20 protein-coding genes, 1 pseudogene and 3 riboswitches are annotated in these 25,764 nt (G+C 38.0%); of the genes and pseudogenes, 7 read left to right on the forward strand and 14 right to left on the reverse strand.

The annotated features are described in order from the left end of the window. Positions 1 to 14: 14 nt before the first annotated feature. The 10 genes and pseudogenes from lipA to ACFRAK_RS29825 all read right to left on the reverse strand — a co-directional run. Positions 15 to 893, reverse strand: coding sequence for a lipoyl synthase (gene lipA, locus ACFRAK_RS19745; protein WP_394572298.1), 879 nt, complete (start codon positions 891 to 893; stop codon positions 15 to 17). Between the two features lie 249 nt (positions 894 to 1,142). Continuing rightward, the gene (gene gcvPB / locus ACFRAK_RS19750) at positions 1,143 to 2,627 is read right to left on the reverse strand and encodes an aminomethyl-transferring glycine dehydrogenase subunit GcvPB (protein ID WP_387595128.1); all 1,485 of its coding nucleotides are present in this window, start codon (positions 2,625 to 2,627) and stop codon (positions 1,143 to 1,145) included. Next, on the reverse strand, positions 2,620 to 3,972 hold the full coding sequence (gene gcvPA / locus ACFRAK_RS19755; protein WP_394572299.1) for an aminomethyl-transferring glycine dehydrogenase subunit GcvPA: 1,353 nt from the start codon (positions 3,970 to 3,972) through the stop codon (positions 2,620 to 2,622). The genes gcvPB and gcvPA overlap by 8 nt, the downstream gene beginning before the upstream one ends. Position 3,973: 1 nt before the next feature. Further along, the gene (gcvH, locus tag ACFRAK_RS19760; RefSeq protein WP_387595123.1) at positions 3,974 to 4,369 is read right to left on the reverse strand and encodes a glycine cleavage system protein GcvH; all 396 of its coding nucleotides are present in this window, start codon (positions 4,367 to 4,369) and stop codon (positions 3,974 to 3,976) included. 152 nt (positions 4,370 to 4,521) lie between these two features. After that, positions 4,522 to 5,631, reverse strand: a complete 1,110-nt coding sequence (gcvT, locus tag ACFRAK_RS19765; protein ID WP_394572300.1) for a glycine cleavage system aminomethyltransferase GcvT — start codon at positions 5,629 to 5,631, stop codon at positions 4,522 to 4,524. Positions 5,632 to 5,650: 19 nt separating this feature from the next. After that, a complete protein-coding gene (locus ACFRAK_RS19770; RefSeq protein WP_387706650.1) occupies positions 5,651 to 5,848 on the reverse strand; it encodes an L-serine ammonia-lyase, iron-sulfur-dependent, subunit alpha in 198 nt (65 codons plus the stop codon). Further along, the gene (gene glyA, locus ACFRAK_RS19775; protein WP_387595117.1) at positions 5,841 to 7,091 is read right to left on the reverse strand and encodes a serine hydroxymethyltransferase; all 1,251 of its coding nucleotides are present in this window, start codon (positions 7,089 to 7,091) and stop codon (positions 5,841 to 5,843) included. Before glyA ends, ACFRAK_RS19770 begins: the two co-directional genes overlap by 8 nt. 169 nt (positions 7,092 to 7,260) lie before the next feature. Next, positions 7,261 to 7,364, reverse strand: a riboswitch (glycine riboswitch). Positions 7,365 to 7,625: 261 nt separating this feature from the next. After that, positions 7,626 to 9,005: an amino acid permease gene (locus tag ACFRAK_RS19780; protein ID WP_387595114.1), complete on the reverse strand. Its 1,380-nt coding sequence runs from the start codon at positions 9,003 to 9,005 to the stop codon at positions 7,626 to 7,628. Between the two features lie 351 nt (positions 9,006 to 9,356). Continuing rightward, positions 9,357 to 9,413, reverse strand: a riboswitch (glycine riboswitch). Between the two features lie 3 nt (positions 9,414 to 9,416). Beyond that, positions 9,417 to 9,516, reverse strand: a riboswitch (glycine riboswitch). 279 nt (positions 9,517 to 9,795) lie between these two features. Further along, positions 9,796 to 10,023: a hypothetical protein gene (locus ACFRAK_RS19785; RefSeq protein ID WP_387595111.1), complete on the reverse strand. Its 228-nt coding sequence runs from the start codon at positions 10,021 to 10,023 to the stop codon at positions 9,796 to 9,798. A gap of 18 nt (positions 10,024 to 10,041) precedes the next feature. After that, a pseudogene (locus ACFRAK_RS29825) lies at positions 10,042 to 10,116 on the reverse strand (NAD(P)-binding domain-containing protein); the annotation flags it as partial. Between the two features lie 643 nt (positions 10,117 to 10,759). On the opposite strand from ACFRAK_RS29825, the gene ACFRAK_RS19790 reads away from it, so the two are divergent. The 3 genes from ACFRAK_RS19790 (at position 10,760) to ACFRAK_RS19800 (ending at position 12,449) form a co-directional block, all read left to right on the forward strand. Continuing rightward, a complete protein-coding gene (locus tag ACFRAK_RS19790) occupies positions 10,760 to 10,969 on the forward strand; it encodes a hypothetical protein (RefSeq protein ID WP_387595108.1) in 210 nt (69 codons plus the stop codon). Next, positions 10,962 to 12,194 (forward strand): hypothetical protein, encoded by a 1,233-nt coding sequence (locus ACFRAK_RS19795; RefSeq protein WP_387595106.1) that lies wholly within the window; start codon positions 10,962 to 10,964, stop codon positions 12,192 to 12,194. The genes ACFRAK_RS19790 and ACFRAK_RS19795 overlap by 8 nt, the downstream gene beginning before the upstream one ends. Positions 12,195 to 12,260: 66 nt before the next feature. Next, positions 12,261 to 12,449, forward strand: coding sequence for an SH3 domain-containing protein (locus ACFRAK_RS19800; protein ID WP_387595103.1), 189 nt, complete (start codon positions 12,261 to 12,263; stop codon positions 12,447 to 12,449). Between the two features lie 501 nt (positions 12,450 to 12,950). On the opposite strand, the gene ACFRAK_RS19805 is transcribed toward ACFRAK_RS19800, so the two are convergent. After that, positions 12,951 to 15,326, reverse strand: a complete 2,376-nt coding sequence (locus ACFRAK_RS19805; RefSeq protein WP_387595100.1) for a M14 family zinc carboxypeptidase — start codon at positions 15,324 to 15,326, stop codon at positions 12,951 to 12,953. A gap of 1,362 nt (positions 15,327 to 16,688) precedes the next feature. Then, complete coding sequence (locus tag ACFRAK_RS19810; protein ID WP_286182172.1) at positions 16,689 to 16,820, reverse strand: hypothetical protein; 132 nt, start codon at positions 16,818 to 16,820, stop codon at positions 16,689 to 16,691. 776 nt (positions 16,821 to 17,596) lie between these two features. Here ACFRAK_RS19810 and ACFRAK_RS19815 point away from each other — a divergent pair. Then, positions 17,597 to 18,814, forward strand: coding sequence for a cytochrome P450 (locus ACFRAK_RS19815; RefSeq protein ID WP_387595097.1), 1,218 nt, complete (start codon positions 17,597 to 17,599; stop codon positions 18,812 to 18,814). 1,056 nt (positions 18,815 to 19,870) lie between these two features. On the opposite strand, the gene ACFRAK_RS19820 is transcribed toward ACFRAK_RS19815, so the two are convergent. Then, on the reverse strand, positions 19,871 to 21,559 hold the full coding sequence (locus ACFRAK_RS19820; protein WP_387595095.1) for a hypothetical protein: 1,689 nt from the start codon (positions 21,557 to 21,559) through the stop codon (positions 19,871 to 19,873). 113 nt (positions 21,560 to 21,672) lie between these two features. Then, complete coding sequence (locus ACFRAK_RS19825; RefSeq protein ID WP_387595092.1) at positions 21,673 to 21,852, reverse strand: hypothetical protein; 180 nt, start codon at positions 21,850 to 21,852, stop codon at positions 21,673 to 21,675. A 1,027-nt stretch (positions 21,853 to 22,879) separates the two neighbouring features. Between ACFRAK_RS19825 and ACFRAK_RS19830 the strand changes: the two genes are divergently transcribed. From ACFRAK_RS19830 to yyaC, 3 genes are all read left to right on the forward strand, one after another. Continuing rightward, positions 22,880 to 24,382: an FTR1 family iron permease gene (locus ACFRAK_RS19830; RefSeq protein WP_387595089.1), complete on the forward strand. Its 1,503-nt coding sequence runs from the start codon at positions 22,880 to 22,882 to the stop codon at positions 24,380 to 24,382. Continuing rightward, on the forward strand, positions 24,369 to 24,788 hold the full coding sequence (locus tag ACFRAK_RS19835) for a hypothetical protein (protein ID WP_387595086.1): 420 nt from the start codon (positions 24,369 to 24,371) through the stop codon (positions 24,786 to 24,788). Before ACFRAK_RS19830 ends, ACFRAK_RS19835 begins: the two co-directional genes overlap by 14 nt. A 366-nt stretch (positions 24,789 to 25,154) precedes the next feature. Next, entirely contained in the window at positions 25,155 to 25,688 is a 534-nt protein-coding gene (yyaC, locus tag ACFRAK_RS19840) for a spore protease YyaC (protein ID WP_387595083.1), read from the forward strand. Positions 25,689 to 25,764 lie beyond the last annotated feature (76 nt).

Below are 25,764 nucleotides of genomic sequence, written 5' to 3' on the forward strand. Positions count from 1 at the left end.
TTATTGAAAAATGATTACGCATTAGCTTTAGTTGCACGGACTTGTTCATCTGCATGATAGGAGGAGCGAACAAGCGGACCTGCTTCGCAATGACTAAACCCTTTTGACATGGCAATATTTTTCAGTTCTTCAAACTCTTCTGGATTCCAATATTTTTCGACCTTCAAATGTCGTTTAGTCGGCTGCAAGTATTGACCAATAGTCATAATGTCCACATCATTAGCACGAAGATCATCCATCGTTTCCATAATTTCTTCTTGTGTTTCTCCTAGACCAATCATAATGCTTGATTTCGTCGGGATAGTAGAATTCATTTGCTTTGCCCGCCTTAAAAACTCTAATGAACGTTCGTATGTTGCACGTGCACGAACTTTTGGAGATAAGCGTTTTACTGTTTCAATGTTGTGATTCAAAATGTCTGGCCTTGCATCCATTAATGTTTTTAAGTTGTCATATTCCCCATTCAGATCGGAGGGGAGAACTTCAATACTGCAAAATGGATTTTGCCGCCTCACTGCCTTTACAGTTTCCGCAAATACCTCTGCTCCGCCGTCTTTTAAATCATCACGAGCAACAGCGGTAATCACAACATGCTTTAAGCCCATTTGCTCTACTGATTTTGCGACACGTTCAGGCTCTTCCCAATCAAGCTCTGATGGTAGCCCTGTTTGAACTGCACAGAACCTGCAAGCTCGTGTACATATACTTCCTAAAATCATGAAAGTTGCCGTCTTTCGGACCGCCCAGCATTCATGAATGTTAGGACATCTTGCTTCTTCACAAACTGTATGAAGCTTTTTTTCACGCATCATTTTCTTTAAGTCCGTATATTGTTCATTCGTATTTAATTTAATTTTAAGCCATTCTGGTTTACGAAGATTACTGATGGACATTTTATTTCTCACTCCTATGAGCATATGTAATTTTAGCTTAAAGAGGTTATTCAATTGCCTATAAAAAGACCGATTGAGTTTCTCCGTTCTCTGACATTTTGGTTCTCAAGACTTCTTCTCCTTGCACATCTTCGCTCTTTTTGTCATCCTTTTTACACGTGCTTATATGAAACCACCATGAATGAAATAATGAGATTTGAGATTCTTCTCTTTATTTTCATCCCTGGTGGTTCATGTTCAATCATTAATTTATGACTTTACCGTTTCTTCCTCTACTACTTCCTCTTTGGAATAACGCAAGATCGGTTGTCTAGCTGCTTGGACCTCATCCAATCGCCCGATGACCGTAGTATGTGGTGCGTCTAAAACAACCCCTGGGTTTTCTTCCACTTCTTTGGCAATTTGAATCATTACATCCGCAAAAGCATCGAGTGTTTCCTTCGACTCTGTTTCTGTCGGTTCAATCATCAAACATTCCTCAACATTTAACGGGAAATAGATGGTCGGCGGATGGTAGCCGAAATCTAGCAGACGTTTTGCCATATCAAGCGTTCTTACACCCAGCTTTTTCTGCCTAGATCCGGATAGGACAAATTCATGCTTGCAAATTTGTAAATATGGCGCTTCAAAATATGGCTCTAATCTTTTGCGAAGGTAATTCGCATGAAGCACGGCACTTTCAGATACTTGGCGCAGCCCTTCAGGCCCCATCGTGCGAATATAAGTATACGCCCGCAAAAGAATTCCGAAGTTTCCATAATACCCTTTTACCCTTCCGATAGAGTGCGGATAATTAGCGTTCAGCACATATTTATCACCTTCTTTTTCTATGCGCGGCACTGGCAAGTAAGGAGTAAGTTTCTCTTTCACACCGACAGGGCCTGCCCCTGGACCGCCACCTCCATGAGGCGTCGTAAATGTTTTGTGAAGATTTAAGTGCACGATGTCAAAGCCCATTTGACCTGGTGTTGTTTTACCTAAAATGGCATTGGCATTCGCTCCGTCATAATATAATAGGCCCCCTGCTTCATGGACAACCTTTGCGATTTCCACAATTTCTTTTTCAAAAAGTCCAAGGGTATTCGGATTCGTCAACATTAGCGCAGCTGTATCAGGTCCCACATGTTTCTTTAATTCTGCTAGGTCAACTAATCCATTTTTATCGGATGGGATCGTGATCGTTTGAAAACCAGCAACACTTGCACTTGCAGGATTTGTACCGTGCGCGGAGTCTGGAACAAGTACTTTCGTTCTGGTTTCACCTTTTTGAGCATGATACGCCTTAACCATCATTAAACCTGTCCATTCCCCTTGAGCCCCTGCAGATGGCTGTAAAGTTACAGCATCCATTCCTGTAATGACAGCTAGCTCTTCTTGCAATTCATATAAAACTTCTAATGCACCCTGTACGGTTTCAACGGGCTGATATGGATGAATGCGGCTAAAGCCTTCCAGACGTGCCACATCTTCATTTATTTTCGGATTGTACTTCATCGTACAAGAACCCAGTGGATAGAATCCATTATCGATCCCATGGTTTTTATTAGAAAGCGCTGTGTAATGGCGGACAAGCTGCAACTCTGATACTTCTGGGAGCTCCGCCGGTTCGTCACGAATTAAATGCTTTGGAAATTTGTCATTTAAATCAACATAGTCAACGTCACTATTCGGAATACTTGAACCTACACGTCCTGGACGACTTATTTCAAAAATTAACTCATTATATTCAACCATTCACAATCGCCTCCAAAGCATCAACAAATTGGTCAATTTCTTCTTTTGTTCGCTGCTCAGTCACAGCAAGCAGCATTTGATTTCCAAAGCCGTAATCACTTTCTAAATCAAATCCACCGATAATACCCGCCTTAAGAAGTTTTGCATTGACTTCCTTTACCGGTCGAGGAAGCCCGACAACAAACTCATTGAAGAATGGTGCTTCATTGATTATGGTAAAGCCCTTCCGTTCTAAAGTTTTCGCCATGTAATCAGCTTTCTCAATGTTTAGCTGTGCCATTTGACGAATCCCTTGCTTTCCAAGTGATGTCATACAAATAGAGGAGGCAAGAGCATTTAATGCCTGGTTGGAACAAATATTGGATGAGGCTTTATCACGGCGTATATGCTGTTCACGTGCTTGAAGTGTTAACACAAATCCACGCTGTCCTTTTTCATCTGCTGTTTGGCCTACAATTCGTCCTGGGATTTTGCGCATGAGTTTTTTATTTACCGCAAAATAGCCGCAGTGCGGACCGCCAAAGGACATCGGGATTCCTAATGGCTGCATATCACCGATCACAATATCTGCCCCAAGTTTCCCAGGAGCTTGTAAGAGTGCTAGTGCAAGAGGATTGGCGCTTACGATTAAAAGGGCACCTTTTTCTTCCGCAATTTTCTTTATTGCTTGTAAATCCTCTATCGAACCGAAGAAATTTGGATATTGAACAATTACGGCAGCAGTGTCCTTATCAATTTGTTCTTGCAGCTTACCTAAATCTGTAACCTCATCAACAAGATTTACTTCCTCAGCTGTGTATCCCGGACCTCCAGCTACTGTATGTAAAATAGCACGGGATTCAGGATGTACCGCTTTGGATACAAGCACTTTTGAACGTCTTGTAGATGCAACGGCAAGTGATGCAGCTTCTGCAAGCGATGTAAACCCATCGTACATGGAAGAGTTAGCCACATCCATTCCTGTCAACTCACAAACCATCGTTTGAAATTCAAAAATCGCTTGTAATTCACCTTGACTGATTTCCGGTTGGTAGGGGGTATAAGCTGTGTAAAATTCGGAACGTGAAATCATATGATTTACCACACTTGGAATATAGTGATCATATGTACCCGCACCTAGGAAAGTTGGGTAATGATTCGCATTTTTGTTTTTTGTAGCAAGCTGATTCATTTTTTTCAAAAGAAGCGGTTCAGGAACCGCCTCTGGAATGTTTAGCTCATCCTGCAGGCTAATTTCAGCTGGAATATCTTCAAATAACTTATCTATACAAGAAATATCTAAAAATTTTAGCATTTCTTCTTGGTCCTGTTTCGTATCAGGGAGGTATCTATAAGTGGCTGTCATATTATTCCACTCCTTCATTAGTAAATGCTTGATATTCATCTTCGTTTAGAAGTGAATCTAACTCTTTTGGATTGGACATTTCTACTTCGACTAACCACCCTGCTTCAAATGGGTGCTCATTAATCGTCTCTGGAGAACCTTCTAACTCTTCGTTTACAGTAACTACCGTACCTGAAACAGGTGAGTAAAGTTCGGAAACGGCTTTAACTGACTCAATCGTTCCCATCGATTCATTGACAGTTACTTCATCATCAATCGCCGGATTTTCAACAAAGACGATATCCCCCAATGCCTTTTGTGCATAATCAGAGATCCCAATACGTACTCGATTTCCTTCTAATTGTTGTACCCACTCATGTTCTTTGCTATATCGTAAACTTGATATCACTTTTGTCATTGTATTTTCCCCTTTTCTTTTTCACTATTCATATAATTCCGAATATAATTTAGGTGATTTACTCATAGCAGGTCGTCGATTTCGGGCTGCATGCAAGGTAACGGAAATCAACTTAAGAAAACTACACGATAACTCTATTAAAATATTTCCACTTATCTTTTGTAGAATGGTGTATCAACAATAACGGCTTCAATCAGTTTATTTCGGATTTCCACTTTTATCGGCGCCCCCACGTCAGCTTGGTCGGCTGATATCAAGGCAAGACCTAAGCTTTTCTTCAAAGATGGTGATTGTGTTCCGGATGTAACAATACCTATTTCCTCTCCACCTTTAGAAATTACCTTGTAGCCATGACGCGGAATCCCTCTGCCTGTTACTTCAATTCCTACTAATTTTCGTTTTAATCCAGCTTCTTTCTGTTCTGTAAGAACAGATTTTCCGATAAAGTCACTTTCTTTATTCGTCTTTACGACAAAGCCGATTCCTGCTTCAAGCGGGCTGATGTCTTTACTCAGTTCTTGGCCATAGAGTGCAAGCCGTGCTTCAAGACGAAGCGTGTCCCGTGCACCTAGTCCGCATGGTTTTAATCCACTCGTGGCTCCTGCTTCTAAGATTTTTTCCCAAAGTACTACCGCTTTGTCTGCAGATAAATAAAGTTCAAATCCATTTTCTCCTGTGTACCCTGTACGGGATACAAGTACGTCGGTAATCCCAGAGATGTTGACATGCTGGGCGAATTTAAAAGAACCAATTTCTGATAAATCTATTTCCGTTAACTTTTGCAGAATGCTTTCTGCCTTTGGTCCTTGGATGGCAAGCTGAGCGATGTCTTCCGAAATATTTTGGAGCGCCATCTCTCCTTTTACACGCTGCTTCATCCATTCGTAATCTTTCTCAATGTTTGCTGCATTAATGACAAGTAAATATTTTTCATTCCCTAATTTATAAACTAATAAATCATCGACCGTTCCACCGTCTGGATAACACATTGCGGTATACTGTGCTTGATTGATGCTAAGCTTTGTCACATCGTTTGTAACAAGGTAGTTAATATAACTCTCGGCATCTTTCCCTTCCACAAGCACTTCTCCCATATGAGAAACATCAAAAAGTCCTGCTTCTGTTCGAACAGCTTCATGCTCTTCTAATATGCTTGTAAATTGAACTGGCAGAGCCCAGCCACCAAAATCAATAACTTTTGCCCCGTACTTTTTATATACTTCAAAAAGCGGTGTTTGCTTTAATGCTGTTTCAGTACCCATGATCTACCCCCAATTATGATTATTTGCAAAATAAATGTTCTTTCATCCGTTTGCCGGTTTCTTTCATCGCCAGGCCTCCAAATGACGTTTCTCGAAGGGTCCATGGCATATCATTTCCTACCTTATACATGGCATCACAAGGAATGCGGCTTTCAATTCCAGCTAGAGACATGTCAGCCGCTGAAAATGCAATCGAAGCTACCCTTTTCTTACACAGTTATTGGCTGTTGAAATAACGGATAAACATCACAAATCCCTTTGGTTGTTTCTCTTGCTTTCTCAAGAACGTCTTTATTTCCTTTACTCTTTAGAACAGTTGCAATCACTTCACCAATTTTCACCATTTCTTCTTTCTTCATGCCTCGAGTCGTTAAAGCTGCTGTTCCCATTCGGATACCGCTCGTAACAAATGGCTTTTCTGGATCATATGGAATCGTATTTTTATTAACGGTAATGCCCGCTTCTTCTAATAATTTCTCTGCTTCTTTTCCTGTTAAATTCCACGGACGCAAATCTAAAAGGACAATATGATTATCTGTTCCACCAGAAACAAGGGCTGCACCTTCATTTTTTAATGTTTCGCCAAGTGTTGCAGCATTTTCAATGACTTGTTTCGCATAATCCTTAAAGCTTGGTTGTAAAGCCTCGTTGAAAGCAACCGCTTTTGCTGCAATGATGTGCATGAGTGGGCCGCCTTGAATTCCTGGGAACACGGATTTATTAATCGCTTTGATAATTTCTTCATCGTTCGTTAAAATGATCCCCCCGCGAGGTCCTCTCAATGTTTTATGAGTAGTACTTGTCACAACATCTGCATATGGGATTGGGGACGGGTGAAGACCAGTTGCTACCAGCCCTGCTATATGAGCCATATCCACCATAAGTTTTGCACCAACTTGATCGGCAATTTCTTTAAATCTTGCAAAATTAATCGTTCTTGGATAGGCACTTGTCCCTGCAATAATCAATTTAGGTTTTTCTTTCTTTGCCATAGCTTCCAACTCATCATAATCAATTAATTGAGTATCTTCTTTAACTCCGTAGGACACAACTTCAAACCATTTTCCTGAAACGCTGACTGGACTTCCATGAGTTAAATGGCCACCATGTGAAAGGTTCATCCCCATCACTTTATCACCAGGCTGCAGCAGTGCGAAAAAAACTGCGAAATTGGCTTGTGCACCTGAGTGAGGCTGAACATTTGCATATTTTGCACCAAAAAGTTTCGTTAAGCGCTCAATAGCTGCTTGTTCTGCCACATCGACAAATTCACATCCACCATAATAGCGCTTTCCTGGATAACCTTCTGCATATTTATTTGTCATCACGCTTCCCATTGCCTCTAATACATCTGGGCTAACGAAGTTTTCTGATGCAATCAATTCCAGGGTTTGATGTTGACGTTGTCCTTCCTTCTCAATCGCTTCAAAAATGGTTAAATCATTTTGTTTTAAACTCATTTCATTTTCCCCCTAATCATTTTTTGATTATTCTGAATTTTAATACGGTTCGAGACACTAAAATCTCTTTCCCGCTACATCTACTTTTCTATGAAGACTGTTAAAAACAGTATGATTTACTACCTTTTTTGCACGCAAAAAAGGACAGAAAAGGGTAACGTAGCGTTCTCTACCCTTCTCTGTCCTTTTACCTGAGAGTTTAGCTCCATTTTAAATAGAACCTTTCCCCTTTGGTGGCGTCCTTGTTTATACGCGCTCTCCAGAGGTGCGTCCAGTTGTGGTTCCATCTACCTGAGAGATTTGTTCCAAGGGTCTTTTTGGAACTTGCTCCTTCGGTGGCTTGTGTCGCATTGCACTCTCCCACAACTGTCATTCGCTTATTCAATTTGGTACATTTAGAATAGTAGTTGTGATTAATTATGTCAAGCAATTTTGAAAGCGTTAACAACACTATTCTAAAATAATCCCTTTCTCATCAAAATATAAGCATTCATATATCTTAATGGTTGCTTATTAAAGCGGGCAGACTGCCACTTAATTTCCCACTACCTTCCTCTGATTCGTCTGATCTACCTTCGTTTTTCGCATCTTATAAATCGCAATCAGCAAAAGAAACCAAACAGGAGTTACGAACAAGGCAACACGAGTATCTTCCGCAAGTGCAAGCACAACAAGTACGAACGCTAGGAAAGCAAGGATCAAGTAATTAGAAATTGGATAAAGTGGTAATTTAAATTTGTTCATTTTCGCTAGATCTGGCCTTGTTTTGCGGTATTTCAAATGACTGATGACAGTAATTCCCCAAATAAAGATGAAACATACTGTAGAAATACTTGTAATTAACGTAAATACTCCTTCGGGCATTAAATAGTTCAAAACAACGGAAGTTAGAATGACGACAGTTGAAAAGGCCAATGCATTGGAAGGTACTTTACGGGCATTAAGTTTTGCAAATGGCACAGGTGCATTTTTATCTTTGGCAAGTGAGTATACCATCCGGCTTGTACTGAAGATTGCGCTGTTACATGCCGAAGCGGCCGATGTTAGGACGACAAAATTGACGATACCGGCAGCTGCAGCGATACCAACTGCCACAAATACTTGGACGAATGGGCTTTCCGATGGGATGATTGCGTTCCACGGATAGACACTCATAATGACAATAAGTGCGCCAATGTAGAAAATTATAATCCGGATAGGAATATTATTGATTGCTTTTGGGATAACTTTCTCTGGATCTTCTGTTTCACCCGCTGTAAGTCCTACAAGTTCAATACCAACAAACGCAAACACTACCATCTGGAATGAGAGGATAAAGCCATTTATTCCATTTGGGAACATACCTTCGTGTCTCCATAGATTTGTGAAACTGGCTGCGCCTGAATCTGTGGAAAAGCCTTTAATAATCATGAAAATACCGATACCAATTAGTGCTAGAATAGCGATAACTTTAATTAATGCGAACCAGAATTCCATTTCGCCAAAAAGTTTTACGGTGGCTAGATTCATAAATAGCAAAATGACAAGCGCAATTAAACCTGGCATCCACTGTGGTACGGAAGGAAACCAATACTGGGTATAAAGACCAACTGCTGTTAAGTCGGCCATTGCGATTGAAATCCAGCAAAACCAGTAGGTCCAGCCAGTAACAAATGCCGCCATATTACCTAAATAGTCTTTTACAAAGTCAACAAAAGAATGATAGTTCAAATTAGATAAGAGTAGTTCTCCAAGAGCGCGCATGATTAAAAAACAAATGACGCCTGTAATCAAGTAAGCAAATAAAATTGATGGCCCAGCTAAATGAATAGATTTACCCGCTCCAAGAAATAATCCCGTTCCGATTGCACCACCAATAGCTATGAGTTGTACGTGCCTGTTTTTTAACCCTCTATCCAACTTTTGTTCCTGCATACGATTCCCCACTTTCTACTTTTATAGGCTACTTGGATTTTTTTCTTTATAAAGGGTCAGTCCTTCAATGAGTTAAATACTTAGCGTACTGGGAGACTGACCCCACTAATGTAAGCGCTTTCCTTAATAGGTACTGGATATAGATTTTTATCAAAATAGATTCATATTCTGTCCCCTTTTTTAATTTTTTTCTAATCTACCAACCTTTTTGAAAAAAATATTGTGCGGTAATCGTTGAAATTAAAAGATTAACTCTTTTTAACAGATTTCAATGCACACTCCTCTCTTTTTCCTTTTTTATCTTTCCAAATACAAAAAGGGCAGGGGAAAGATAGGGGGTTTCCTAACTTCCTCTGTCCTTTTACCTGAGAGTTTAACTCCTTCGGTGGCCTTGGGCTCTCTCCAGAGACGCGTCCAATTGTAGTCCATTTACCTGAGAGATTAGTTCCCTGTTTTTTAGGGTTTGCTCCTTCGGTGCTAAACAACGTTTAGTCTCTCCCACAATCATCATCCGCTGATATAAAGTTGCTTTAATAGTTGTATATTAACGGGTTTTAATGGGAATTTCAACAACTATCCGAAAAATCCCTATTTTCTGAATTTTAAACGCAGACGATATTTTTTTCTGACAGTTCATAAATTAGAAGTTATTAGCTATGCAAAATCAAATTTGTTGTATCGTAGGTGCAAACCAATCCACTTTTGAACTATGCTTAGAATAACGAAGGATTTAGGCATTTTGTCGATTGAAAATACGTCTAGATCTATAGATGGGGGAAGGTAATATTGTCTATATTTTTATCACAATTGATGTATGGAAAAAGAGAAAATTGACGTATTGCGAGACTCGCGAGAATCCTTGCAGCAGTAAAGATTGCTTAGGGGCATCCTCCTTCTCTTCTTTAACAACTTCCTCTTGGTCCCAACCACTTGCTAAATTAGCAATGACGATAATTGCTAGAACCCATCCCCACCACTTCTTTGGCTTCTTTAGCTTGATTTTCTTATCCTTACTCATTTCCGCTCACCACCTTTTTCGACTTTCAATATTTAATGCGAGATTTTCACCCATTACGACTAAACCTATCACACCGATTTGTTGTTTTGCCATGGTCCATTCGTCCCTTCTTAATTATTAGAATCAAGCTTAGCTACTTTGAAATCAATCTTTAAATCTCGTCTCTAGTTATACAATAATAATCCTTATTGATCCAAATTATTTACTTGGATATACGTTACTCCGGTTCTTTCTTCTCCTTTCAGAGCCTGGTTTTGCAGGTAGATAAACACATATTCTTCTTGTAAGATTTAACCCCCACCCTTACAGGGAGAATGCTTGATTATCCTAGTAATGATAATAATTTCTAATTTAATTCTTCTTTTTTCGCCTGGATCATTTCTTTGATTTTTTCTCTAAATTTCTCATTCGTGAAAATATCCTGTGTGGTTGTTAAGTGTCGCTTGGCATGTCTGGAGAAGTTAGTCGCTGCCAACCACTGACCACAATATGGACATGGAAGCTGTGCGTCTACTTGCCATTGTGTCGTTACGAATCTATTTGTATTTGAATTACTTCTTTTTGCAACCTTATTGACTACCTTTGTATTCGTATCGACATAGGATCAGATGCTCTTTTTTACTCTAGCAATGGTGGAAAAACGGAGTCCAACAAAAATGTTTGGGGCGGCACAGAGCGACCATATTTAATGGTCAAAAACGATCCATATGATCCGTAAACTGCATGGAGCTTTAGTGTGAAGAAGCATCAAATAGACCTTACAAACTTAGATCTGACAAAACCAGATACATGGTGGGCTAATACGAAGGAAGTCGAACAAACACAAGAAATTTCTAATATAAAAGCATGGCTACAGTCAAATGGCTATACAGGCAAAGATATTAGAATTATCGCTGTCCCTTTACCTCACCCTTCAAGCACCAACAAGTGGCGGCAGGGTGAGTAAAGGAAGTATTACGATTGAATTTATGGTGAAAGAAAAGGGGAAAGCACTACAACAAAGTGTAATATTAGAAGATGTAGCGGCTTCCAAAATTAGAGACATTATAGGTCTGAGCTTCATGAAAAGCTTTTTAATAGACAAAGTGGATACTGCAAAGGATACGATTAACGTTTCAGGAAAAGGCTTCGGCCATGGTGTCGGACTAAGCCAGTATGGCGCGAAAAAGGCTGGCGAACAGGGAAATACGTATCGCGAGATTCTTGCATTCTATTATGAAGGGACAAGCTTAAAACAAGCTTATAAGCCAGAACCTGAGGAAGTAGAACCAGTAAAGCCGGACCCTTCACCTGTCATTCCAACGCCAATCCCAACACCAGTTCCGGACCCTGCCCCTAAAGATGAAACAGCGCCAACAATTAATGATATAAAAACGTATTATGATACTAAAACAGACCAAGTCAAATTAACCTTTGATACGAATGAAAAAGCGAATGTGACAGTGGAAGTTAAGGATGAAAAAGAGGATATCGTCGCTTCTCTTGTTTCAGGGGACGAAAAGCCATCAGGATCGCAATTAGTCTTTTGGGATGCTTCAAGGGTAAGCACCGGTTCATACACCTTTGAAATTAGAACGATTGATAGTAGTAATAATTCAAGTTCAGCATCTGTTCCATTTTCATTAACAAAGCCTGACACAACGGCACCAGTTATTAATAATACAAATACATCATATGACTCAAAAGCGAATAAGGTTTTTCTAAAGTATGAGACCAATGAAAAATCAAAGGTTACTGTTCAAGTAAAAGACGCAAAAGGTAAAATCCTAGCTACTCCGATCAATAATACAGAGAAAAATGCCGGTATCCAATGGACATCGTGGAATGTATCGAAGGTTTTGAACGGTAAGTACTCATTTGAAATTGCAACGATCGATAGTAATCAAAATAAAAGCTCGGCAACGGTTACATTTACATTAACAAAACCCGATACAACTTCACCTTCCATTAAGTATATAAAAACTTCATATGATTCAAGAACGAATAAAGTTGATTTGAAGTATGAGATTAACGAAAAGGCGAAGGTAACTGTTCAAGTAAAAGATGCAAAAGGCAAAACCGTGGCGACACTGACCAATAATACTAATAAAAATGCCGGTGTCCAAAGTGCATCATGGGATGTATCAAAGGTTTTGAACGGAAAGTATACGTATATAACATTACAGCGATAGATCCAAGTAAGAACAAACCGTGCAACGACGACTTCCAACACATTAAACAAACCGGCAGCGAAGAATATGACTGGTAGGGTCAATGCTACAAAGTTAAATGTCCGTTCCAAACCCTCCATATCAGGGAAAGTTCTTGGCTCTTTGAAGAAAAGCCAAACTGTTACCGTCATTACTAATAGCAGTTCTTGGTACAAAATTAAGTACGGTAAGGAAACAGGTTATGTATATGGAAAATACTTAACGAACGTCCAATAGCGAAATCTATCCATGAAAAGCCCAAGTCAATATTGGGTGAGCACTGAAAAAGACCTTGATTATTTAAAAGCCTGAAGTAAACCAAAAAATTAAACCTTTATAGTTAATTTGGCAACTTGAGGGCAGGAACCGGTAATCTACTTGGTTCATGCTTTTTAAATTGAGCTAAATTCGTTGGTCTCTCGTCCTCCATAAGTCAACCGATATTACTTATGAACAAGAAACGCTCAAAGAAGCTTTAGATACTAATATTTTGTTCAGCTAAACCAATCATTTAACTTCATCTGCAATGATTCCTGGTTAGTGAATCCATATCCAGCTTGTGAATTATAAGAGTAATCACCATTATTAATCGGCAAAAAAACTACTTATTGATAAGAATCGTGTTTCAGCGGTTTTTGCAACAGATGATTTAAAAGTAATAAGTTCAGAGCAAGCGTTTAGCATTACTCAAATAGCCAAAGCCGGATTCAGTGCTGAATCCGGCTTTGGCTGTTTCTACTATTTTTCGAAAATTGCATTTGATAGAAGACGGAACAAGTAATCCGGGTGGTCGCGGAAACCTGCTTCTAACCCAATAAGAGTTACATCTTTATTCTGTTCTTTTACGATTACAGCTTGGCCTTTGGCGGTTATGTTATTTTTCCAGTGACCAGCTACGAAGAAATTATCTGAATCTGCAAGGGTCGCGACGACTTCATCATTATCCGTACCAGTGAACCATGTTGGACGATAGACAAAGCCGATATCATCCTCTCCATATCCTGCTGTTAAACCATTTCCCTCATAATCGACTTTTACGATACCATTACTGTTGGAACCTCCTACATTAATGATGTCGTCTGTAAGACCGAGTGTTTTAGTTGCTCTAGATGCACCAGCACCTACAGCTATATATTTGCCTCCTTCATTTAAGAAGCTTGTCACATTGGCTTTAAACTCATTAAGTTGCCCGGCGTTTTGTAACCCAAATTCTTTATTAGCTTCAGATAGGTTGGTAGAAATGAGACTTTCCGTTCCACTATAGACAAAAATATCAAAACCGTTAAGGGTATTTTTAGCCACTTCGACTGGAGTAACTTCTGTCACATCAAAACCTAGTCTTTTCAAAGCTAGCTTTGTTCCTGCGTGTGATTTCTGTTTACCCATACCTCCATCCTTTAATATAGCCACTTTTAAAGACGTAATAGCCACTGCATTTGCTGGTACCTCAGCAGTTCCAACCTGTAACCCTGATTCTTTCACCGCTGCTGATACCTGATTAGCTACAGCTTTTGCAAAGAAGTTACCTTGTGCATCACGTACAATAGGTATTCCTTGCTTAAGCAATGCATTTACTAAATTTACTGATTGGACAGAACTATTCGGAATCAGAAACGGTCCTTTTCCTGAGACCGTTCCTTGACCTGTAATCTTGTTTACTTTCGTTGCATTGACTTTAATAGGATTTTGTGTGGCTACTGCCTCGAATCCCCAAAGCTCCGGTAAACTCCATGCGGAAATGTCGTACATTGCTGGGGTATCGTTCGTGATGTCTTCCCCATCCCAGAGCATCGTGTTTGCTAATCCTGCCTTCGCCTGATCCATCTCAACGAGATACGTTCCTTTTGGATATGACACTCCATCCGCTTCAAATGCATTCACGGCTTGAACAACTTCAATATCATTATTGATCAAATGATTTACAGCCTTATTCGTAACAGTCGGATCCTTAGGGTCTAGTGGAAGTATGTAGGTTTTTGGAAATAACCCTTCCTGATGAAAAGGATGGTCAAAGTTAATTCCTCTTTTAAAAACTTCAATTTGGTCAGTAATCATGGATTGCTTGTTAGCTGTTGCAAATTTCAGTGCCCCCATAATCGAATTATACATCCATCGTACGCCATCCCAATCATTTGTTGGAGCTTCTAATGTATGACCGTAAGCACCATGATACATCGCATACATTGGTGTGAAAATTGGTGGGTAATCATCCCAGCCAGCGGAGTCATCGCGCAGCGGAATATATGTACCTTTCATGTTTTGATACAAGGATCCTGAATAGTTCTCATGATCCTTCATTATTTCCGCTTCCATCGCTTCTGCCTGTTTATAGGCCCATTTTCCGTATAGGTCATACTCGTAATTAGGATTATGCGGTGGCGTACAAGGCTCAATTAACCCCTGTAGATTTGGCTGATAATTCTTCACATAACCATGAGTATCAAGGAACACCATCGGGTTCCATTCTTTAATGAGCTCAACCATCTCTTTTGTTTCTGGTTGCGATTGGGTGATAAAGTCACGATTTATGTCAATTCCTTCACCATTAAAGCGGGTGGCATCAATACGTCCATCAGGGTTTTGTACGACATTGAAAATAAGAATATTATTCTCTAAAACGTCTTTGGTCGTTGCATCATTTTGGGTAGCAAAACGTTCAATTAATTGAAGGATTGCATCGCTTCCGACAAATTCAGTCCCATGAATAGAACCATTAATCATGATTGGAACTTTAAAGTCAGGATTATTGGCGATCCATTCTTGAGCTTTGCCTGGATTCTTAAACATTTGCTTTCTAAGTGCTTTCACTTTTCCGAACTTCCCTTGCGTTGTTGGGTCAGCAATCGTGACAACGTAGAGTGGGTTTCCATCAGCTGATGTTCCACGGACTTCAACTTTCACACGGTTTGAAAGTTTTTCAATCTCTTTTAATTTGGAACCAATTTGTGAGAATTTCACAAAGTCATAGTTTTCGCTATTAAACTTGCTTCCGTCCTGTTCCTCATATGTATTCACATTTGTCCATTGAGGTTTCTCAGCATGTCCAGAACTCCACGGAATTACAGTTAGTAAACTCACAGCCATCAGGCCGGATAATGCTTTTTTCTTTTTCATCCTAAAACCTCCAGTATGATATATAGTATTTTTTTGTATATATTAATTAATACATAGATTAATTGAATAGGAACACGAAATGACTGGCTAATGGGCTGAACAAATTATGTTGAAAGCGCTTTAATTTAATAACGTCGAACTAATCACATCGTTAAAAATATTCTGTATAATCTCCCCCAGCAAGTAATGCTACATAAAGTTGAGCTTCCGAAACTAGTGCTGCAATAGGAGCGAATCCCAATAAAATAAACATTGAACGACTTGGTGGAAACGCAATACCTAAACCCGCATTACCAGCGGCTACTGTAGCTGCTTTAATTCCTTTCTAGACTAATAAATTTCTCCTTTTCTGCATCCTACAAATATTTCCTTTCTAAAAAATAAATTTCCATACATGTTTAAGAGTATCGCCTCCTTATTTAGAAGTAGTAACCCACAAACTTAGATAACTGTTTTATAATATTATATACTTATTTTTGTTTAAATTGGGAATTTTCAGTTAATAATGACTGGATTTTTATCCTATATTCCTCACTTAAGAAGCATATTATTATATAATATTGGCAATCTCATTATTCTCTGTTACGGTTCTTCCTGTACATCAGCCTTAAACAAAGAATAAAAGCCCCTAGGTTCATCTTAGAGGCTTTTATTTATTGTATCTCATTAAAAAAAGTAATCTTACCTTATGAGACGAAAAAAATAGCAAACTAAATGCCGTCTTCTTTTAAAAGTCTTTCAAATCGCCAGACCATGTAAAACAACATCCTTTTCCATATTTCCTTACGAAAGATTGCTTCACCCTTTATCGATAATGTATTGACGACACAAATGAAAAAATCAGAGTTTACGCCGCTTTTGCATTAAGTTTTATTGGTAGTAAAGTGGTTTTATCGAGGTTGCATAAAAGATTAGTAATGGAATAAGACGAAGAGGTGTGGGAAGAATTAAAACAAGCCATTTCAGCAACCATTAATTAACCTCTTCTTAATATTGTGGGATATAAAATAACCGTAACATGCCTTCTAGTCACTCTTATAATTCGTAAAATAGATATTTAACGCAAAAATTAATAAATATAATTTGCCACACTCTCTTTCTCTTCATAAATCTAGAGCTTATGTAAATATGGTTTTCAATTAGGCAATAACTCTAGGACAAAAGGAAACTATCTTATATTTATAGAGATCATATTAAATATTATATATTCTAACGAGGTTAACGTTCTTGAATATGCCCTTCCTTTTCAAGTGATAAATCAATAAAGAGAACTGATGTCGGTATATCAGTTCTCTGTTAAAATTTCTATATTCTTTATTTGTTAAATGAGAGAAATTTTTAGTGAATCAAAAAAATCAGTCCCTACTGAACCTTACCATTATTCTGTTGGTTATTCTTTTCTGAAATTCGTCTTTGATTGGCTTTCGTCTTAGCATTCACATGGTTTGCATCATTTGGTTTATTTTTTTTAGAACCTCTTGCATCATTACTCATACTTATTCACCTCCCACGGCAGCTTATATACGTATGTTAGCTTACTCTTGCCTCCAAATTTTATACGCCTCACCTGGATGTGGCACATCGCTAACTAGCAAAAAGACATCCCGTACAGACCGCGGACAACATTATTTCAATCACACAAAAAGAGCAAACCCGTTTAGAGCCCGCTCATGTTATGATTCAAAAATATCCCCATCAAAACTTATATCCCTTCGATGTTCAAATTCAATTGCACCCTATTCACTACGTGAAAACCGTAAGAAAGCCTAATAAATGTATTCAAGATAGGTATATGGGTTATTTGTTTTTTTCTTTGGCTAACCAAAAAAGAAGTAAACCTCTTTCCTGTTAACTCATCAACACGGATAGGTTCGACTGGAACGTTTTCTTTTTCTGAATCTCGAAATGGATGATGGGGGCTAAAGAGAAAATTCCAGCTGATATACCCCTCCAAACCATTAGATCCAATTATTACGACTTCCTTTCTGCCCGATAGTTATGAAGTTTCCCTTAACTGCAGCCAGCATCCCTAGATTGACACACCCTTTTCAGAAACCCACCTATTGCTTCAGGTAAAAACTTCAGCGGCAGACTTAAAATTAAGGGTGCAGTAAATATAGGTATACTGAGTTATTACTTTCTTCTTATTGAAAAATATCTCAATTTATGTCAATTGAAACCAAATTACGTGTTTGTTATCTTAGTTAATGAACCGGTTCATGACTATTTTCTGTTTGAATATTAGTCACAATAAAAGGAGAGATGAAACCATGACACAAGAACGTAAATCAACAAGCGCAGTGGAGCAGTATGCTAATCTCATCCCCATGAGTGAAATTGCTTTGAACACAGATCAATTATTTCCTTTTCCAATCTTTAATAGTTTACGACAAAAAACTCCTGTAAGGTACGACGAGGATCGAAGCTGCTGGGATGTGTTTCGATATGAAGACGTTCATTATATTCTAAAAAACCCAAAACTATTTTCATCGGAACGAGGGTCTGGAACTCTTCAAGGAAGCATTTTGACAATGGATCCTCCTAGACACACGAAAATGAGAAACTTAGTGAACAAGGCATTCACTCCTAAAGCTGTGAAGGATTTAAAAAATAAAATAGAAGAAGTGACACTTTATCTTCTCGATCAAGTTAATGGGAAGGAAACCATGGATCTCGTTCATGATCTTGCAGGTCCTTTGCCTGTCATTATAATTGCCGAATTATTGGGGGTCCCTACTAAGGATCGCGATCTTTTTAAAACCTATTCCGATGTTCTCGTGGAAGGGGCCAAAGACAATTCAAGTGAAGCCTTCCAAGTAATGACACAAAAACGCAAGGAAGGAAACGAGTTTCTTAAACAATATTTCAAAAAAATAATTTTAGAGAGAAAAAATAAGCCTGAAGAAGATTTAATTTCGCTATTATTAGCAGCAAAAATTGATGGGGAAAAATTAACAGAAGAAGAGGTACTATCTTTCTGTGTTTTATTATTAGTTGCGGGCAATGAAACTACAACTAATTTGATTACAAATGCCGTACGCTACATGACAGAAGATAAAAACATTCAAGAACAAGCTAGGACAAATCTGCCTTTAATACCAAAATTGGTAGAAGAAACACTACGCTTTTATCCTCCAATACAGGCAATTGGCCGTGTTACAAAGGAACATGTCAGAGTTGGGGACAAAACAATCCAAAAGGGGGAACAAGTAATTTGCTGGGTCGGTTCGGCAAACCGGGATGAACAAAAGTTTGCAGAACCTAATCGGTTTACGTTAGAAAGGAAATTAAATCCTCATTTGAGTTTCGGGTTTGGTATTCATTTTTGTTTAGGTGCCCCACTTGCACGTCTAGAGGCAGAAGTAGCTCTCGTGACACTTTTAAGTACTTTTGCAAAATTGGAGGGTGTAAAAGGGGCTGAGCTGGAGGCGATTCCAAGTCCGTTCGTTTTTGGAGTGAAAAGACTTCCTTTAAAACTCACAAGATAATGAGCCTTGCTGCCTAAGAATATATAGATTTGGTAAAACAAAAACCTATCAATAACAAAAAATGAATTTTTTAATATAATCTCAATGAAAAAGGGAGTATATTAAATTACGACCTTTTAAAATTGATTATTTGGCAAGCATTTGTTGGAGAAGATGTTAAACCTTATATTCATTCCAGTTATTAGAAATTAAAACTGCAATAGGTTGATCAAAACTTAATCTACGAATTTTATGACCTAAAAAATACAGAAACAAAAATGGAAATCACAAAATGATTTCCATTTTTGATTTGTTTAGTCCGACTGTATCTGGCAGTATAAAAGGATTGAGCATCAGTCTAGGATTTTCTAAATCAAGTGCTAAAAACTATTCATTAGATGCTGGTCCTAATAGACGAGTCTATATGGGATAGAGTGAAATATGCTGTTGAAACAGGAGAAAAGCACACCATTAATATCTACAATGGGGATACCATTACAAAGAAGAATTATAAAGTCAAAAAAGTTAAGTACGGTGAATACGGACTGGTCAACTATTAATCCCAAAAAAAAGATTAGCTCATGGCTAATCTTTTTTTAATAATAAATTCTCCTAATCCCCCTAATAAATGTAATGTGTAAATAATTATTAAGGCTCTGGCTACAACAAAACCATCTATAGTAAATCATATTCCCCTCGTAATAAGGCTTCCGAAAACCAAAAAGAAATTAATATTGCCAGAGGTATTAAGAGAAACATTAAAGCTAGTTGCGTTTTTTTTCATAAGCGTCCCGTCTTAAAGTAAGTATTTTACAAATAACAGCATTATTTCTGGAAATAATCCACATTAACGGTCATTAAAAAATCTTACATGTAATAAAACCCCAAAATATATAGCCTATCTATTAAGAGAAATCTTAACTTATGAGACGAAAAAGATGAGATAAACCAAAATTCCAATGCAAATTTTCCATCCTATTTAAGAATGACTAATTCTCTTCTTTTTACTAAAAAGACGGCTCTCAATTTGAGTGCCGCCCCCTTTTCTTTAATATACTGTCCCAACTCTAATATGCATTATTCTGCTTTGAATGTTTTCTTCACTTTGTCGCTTTCATTCATTCCAGGGCGTGTCACTGTTACATAAACAGAACCTGAACCCTTACCTAACTGCTTAACCGTAAGGGTTGCAGAGGAAGAAGTGGATGTTTTACTAGATAGATACTTCCCGGAGGATGAATAGAGTTTAACAACGTCGCTTTTTTTCAATCCTTTGACTATTACAGTATCTGACTTCCCCTTATTATTCTTAATCATAATGTTGGAAGCGCTTGGCTTAGGTGTCTTCGGTTCTGCTTTAAACGATACCTTTACTCTAGAACTCTCGAGCATTCCACTTTTGGTGTTCGACACATAGATAAAACCGGCATTCTTTCCTAATTGTTTGATGCTAAAAGTTGTAGAGGAACCTGAAACTGGTTTAGATGTAGCAAATAGCTTTCCTTTCGAATCGAACAACTTCACTACATCGCCTTTAGCAAGGGCACTCACTTTCACGCTATCCGATTTGCCTACATAATTTGTTATTTGTACCGACTTACTGCTAATAGACGGCGTTGGAACTTTTACAGCCAGTTGGTATTTATGATTGCGGGTGTTTGTATAATCATTCACCGATATATAGTACCGCCCTGCAGGAAGGGAATACCTCTTCGATTCTATTCCATTTGCAAACTGGTCATACTTCGTATTAAAGGATCCCACTTCATCACCGTTTGAATTATAGAGGCTCATATACCAACTAACAGATGGCTTCCTTCCCATCTCTAGAGATACACTTGATGGTTTTGTTAGGAAAAACGTAAAATAATCAGTGTCATTGTAATCTTGGAGATGCCCATAATAGTTTTTGCCCAATCCAATACTGTTTGCCTGCTGGGCGTTGTCATTGAATTCTTTTTCATAGGCAGTTGACTTTGCAAACTTTACGGTAAAGGCATAGGGCTGGTGAGTTGAACTGGAATAGTCTTCAATATGGATTAAGTACTCTCCTTTAGGTAGTCCGACCGTCCGTTCCACCGGTTTTGTGACGTTCGAAGAATATTCTGTCGTCAACTCACTAAGCACTTCACCCTCTAAATTTAAAATACTCGCATTCCATCCGATGCCAGCTTTTTGACTCATATTGAGAGTGACAGCTCCACTTTCAGGAAGGGTGAATCTATAATAATCCTCATCACTATAATTTTGTATCTCACCCACGTAAGGTGTATTTAATTTAATTTTATTTGCTGCACTTGAACTATTGTTGAATTCGTATTCCACATTTGCATTTTCTTCAAAATTAACAGCAAAATAATAGGTTTTGTTAATAGAATTAGTATAATCTTCAATATGTAAGTAATATGTACCAGCTGGCAATCCTACTTTCCTTGCCGTTACACCCATGGCTTTATTGCTGTAATCGGTAGTTCCACCTGTAAACTCATTTCCACTACCATCCAGGATTTCAAAATCCCATGCATATCCTGGATAGTTATTCATGTTAAAGGTGACTTGACCTGGTTTTTTCAGCGTGAACTTCCAATAATCTTCGTAATCTCCATCTCCATTAAGGATTGCATGATTAACAGCATTTACATTAATTAGCTTTGCTGCTTGCATGGAATCCAGTCCAACGTTTGCTGAAACCTTCAAGACTCCGCTAACCAAGATGAGACATAGTACCCCCAAAAAAGCACTTGCTGCCATTAAGTATTTTTTCATTAATAAATTCCTCCTATGACATTTTTACTAGAATATTATTCTACCATGTTTTACAAATAATCTTCCTAATTTTTTAATCTTTTGGAATTTTTTCAGCTAGATGTCAGTCGTACTTAAGCTGTTAATTCCTCAATCGTAAGGAACAGTTGAGACAAAAAAGAAATTTCACTAAAATTGATATTCTTCTTAATGTAGATCTTCTGTTGATGTTGTTCTACTTTATCTATAGTGATATCTATTGCATCCACTTCTTCTTTTGTCATTGGTTCAGTAGCCTCAGTTTTAGTTTTCACTTTTTCAACCTCTTTGCCGTGTTTCTCCACTTCTTTATTAGCCTTTTGAATTTCCTTTTCAAGTTCAGTGACTAATTTATCAGCTTTTCCAGCTTTTCTTCCCCATATTTAAGCGTAGCATTCAAGTTTTTAATTGTATTGTTAGCTGCAGCAAGCTCTTTAACCTATTCGTAATTTTCAGCTGTTTTGATGGCCAACTGATCCTTAGTGGCCTGATGATTATGTTTCAGTATTCAATTTTGTTACTAAATCTGCCAAAGCTTTGGGTGCAAATATGAGATGTTTAAAAATAAGCTATGTTACTCGTTAATGCTGATATATCGATAATAAAAAAGAATGCCTATATATAGGCATTCTTCACCGTTTTTTATAACCATTTTTCTTCATCATCAATCCATTGATTATTTTTCAACTCATATGATTTAGTATCATCGTGGAAAACAAAGAATGATGGTAATTTCAATATATCTCCACCTGATTTTTTCCAACATTGACTAAACCAATCTGTAAACGCTTTTTGTTCTAACTCGTATATTGCTGGATAGTTTTCTTCGTAAAATTATCAATAAAATCATCCAATGAATTTTCGATTAACTGATAGTAATAAAAACCAGAATTGAAATTCTGGTTTTTATTACTAAATTGAGGGTACGCTTCGCTAAAACTAATGGAAATCATTAGCTATTTTCTCCACTATGTGATGCACAATAGCTCTGCGAAACTTATGATGACGTACCCTCCCATGTCTCTTAGCGTCATTTGCACTTACATTCCTTCGTTCGGTCTATTCATAAGGCAGAGGCATGCTAAGTGCCCCGGGGACTCTTGGTCTTAGCTTAGTAATGTTGCTGGCGTCTCCGTGTCATCCTTCTTGTTTTAAATCGACCCCTTCATATCAAAATATTTATTGACATCCATTAATAAAGAACGTATAGTTTCTATGAATATAATTGATAGTGATTTTCATTACTGATTACAAAATTTTTTTTTACATAACAAGATACTTTTCAATCCATAGGGGGCCTTCATGAAAATCAAGTTAGTTACGACTTTTTTAATTTTACTCACAGCTTTTGTCATTTTACCAATAAATAGTTTTGCAGCTAATGCATCCGATGATATGAAAAAGGCAAATGAGATAATTGTAGAATCTATCCAATCTGTGGATAAGGGGGACACAAAGGAAGCTTTTAAGCAATACGAAACCTTTACATCTACTTGGATTTCTATTGAAGATGGAGTGAAAAACCATTCTCAGCCAGCCTATCATGATATTGAAGATAACATGGGTCAAGCTCAGTTCGCTTTTGCTCAGCAGCCTGTGGATAATGAGAAATTAAAAAATGCACTTATTAGATTAAAAGAGACCAATCAAAAGTTTATAGAGGGTAAGTATTCTTCTTCATCTAAAAGTGGTAAAAATTCAGGTACCACTGGAAATGTAGCAGAACTTGTGACACTGCTAAATCAGTCTCTTTCGAAGATTAATGATAATGATATCGAAGGCGCAAGAGGGGACATAGAGAAGTTCCGAAAATCATGGTTGAATGTCGAGGGAATTGTCCTTACTCAATCCTCAAAGATATATGGTAATGCAGAAAGGGATATGGTTGCTAGCTACGCCATGCTATCCTCCAATCACCCAGATGTACCAGGTGCAAAAAAAACGATTGAAGGTATGCGTGATTACCTCTCTCCACTGGTAGCAAAGACAAGTTATACGATGCTTGATGCAACGACCATTCTTCTTCGCGAAGGATTGGAAGGATTGCTTGTAGTGGTGGCTTTGCTTGGATTTTTGAGAAAAGCTGGCCATGAAGCGAAAAGTAAATGGATCTGGTACGGAGTAGGAGCCGGACTTGGAGTAAGCCTTGTACTTGGCGTAATTGTAAACCTATTATTTTCTGCTGGTACATTCGGCAGTAACAATTTTTTGATATCCGGCTGGACAGGGATATTTGCAGCAGTGATGCTTCTATATATGAGTTATTGGCTTCACAGTAAATCAAGTCTTGCTGAATGGCAACGATATATTCGCACACAAAGTACAAAAGCACTTGATACCGGTAGCTTGTTCTCCCTAGCCATTCTTTCGTTTCTGGCTGTTTTCCGTGAAGGAACAGAGACTGTCCTATTCTTTATCGGGATGGCTGCTTCCATTAAGTTAGCAACGCTTTTACTTGGGATTGCCATTGGGCTGATCATCCTTGTAATTGTTTCATACCTCATACTCAAGGTAGGTTTGAAAATTCCAATGCGTCCATTCTTCCTCGTATCAAGCATTTTGATGTTCTACCTATGTATTAAATTTGTAGGCATGGGGATTCATGGGTTGCAGCTTGCCGGGTTATTACCGGCAACTCAAGCACCCATCCCTAGCATTGACTTTTTCGGTGTATATTCAACCTGGGAAAGTATTATCCCTCAGGTGATCTTACTTATAATTGCTGTTATTGCAGCACTTTTAAATAAAAGAAAAGATAGTAAAATAAAAGTACATACTGGAGGTAACAAAATTGAAATCTCGTAAATTACTAGTTCCTATCATCGTAGTAGCTGCATTAAGCTTAACTGCTTGCGGTACCAATAACGAAAAGAAAGCTGATGAAACCAAGAAAACCGAACAGTCCTCTCCAAAATCTGTTTCCATTAGTGATGGCGTGAAGGATATGAAACAAACGATTGCTGACCTAAATGCAGAGCTAAAAGCCAAGGATGCTACAAAAGTAAAAGAAAGTGGAGCGAAGCTTGAGGAATCTTGGCAAACATTTGAAGACGACGTGAAAGCTAAAAGCCCGGATCTATATGGTAAGGTCGAAACTCCCCTTCACACAATAGAAGCTGGTGCAACGTCTTCCCCGCTTGATGCGCCAACACTTACAAAAGCGGCAAAAGAGTTAGATGGTATTTTATCTGAAGTTCAAAATTTAAAATAACAGGTAAATCATTTTATTTTAGTTAAACCATAGAACAAAAAAGGATAGAGCCTATAGGCTCTATCCTTTTTTGTAGGTGGGAATCATAGTTATTGACTGTAAATAATCAGTATTATGTTAATTATTGGTGTACTTGGTTGTAGTTTTAAAATAAAGTCGATACGTTTTCTAGTTGTAAACCAACTCCCACTTTCTCGCCAAATAAATTAAAGTACATGTTTGGAATGACTGCCATTTTTCAGAGTGTTAGCTATCATTCTCAAGCATATACTTATATTTAAATGAATGATGTCCTTTTTGTACGTATAATAGAACAAAGGGGAATTAAGATGAGTCTAATTTACAAGAAGAGGAGCAATTTGTTCTGTGGAACCAAAAGGTGAAAAAATAAACTGCTTAGCATTAAAAGTCAAAGAGATTATTCAAGCTTCTGGATGTCAAAATGAAGATGTAATTTTTCTGTGCATTGGTTCAGACCGATCAGTAGGGGATTCATTAGGCCCCTTAGTCGGGACAATGCTTAAAGAACATACGGTACCTTATCGTGTTTACGGTACTTTGGAAAATCCCGTACATGCATTTAATTTAGAAGACACGTTGAAAAAAATTAAAAAACAATTCAAAAAGCCTCTTATTTTTAGTGTGGATGCTTGTTTAGGGGATCAAAACCAGGTCGGCTATGTTTTCTTGAAGGATGGACCTCTTGTCCCGGGGAAAGCTTTAAAAAAAGTATTGCCGGAAGTGGGAGATTATCATATTATAGGAATGGTCAATTATATAGATCCGCTGCCAACCATGCAATTTTTAAATGACACTCGTCTATACACGGTTATGAACCTTGCGAAAACAATCGTAAAAATAATTACTCAAGCTACAGACAAGACTTCTGGAATTAAATAAAAGAATGGGCTGTGCCCAAAAACCACTAATAATAATTGGTTTTGGCACAGCCCTACTTTGTTTAAGTTCGAAGAAT

Source organism: Peribacillus sp. NPDC056705, assembly GCF_043656335.1.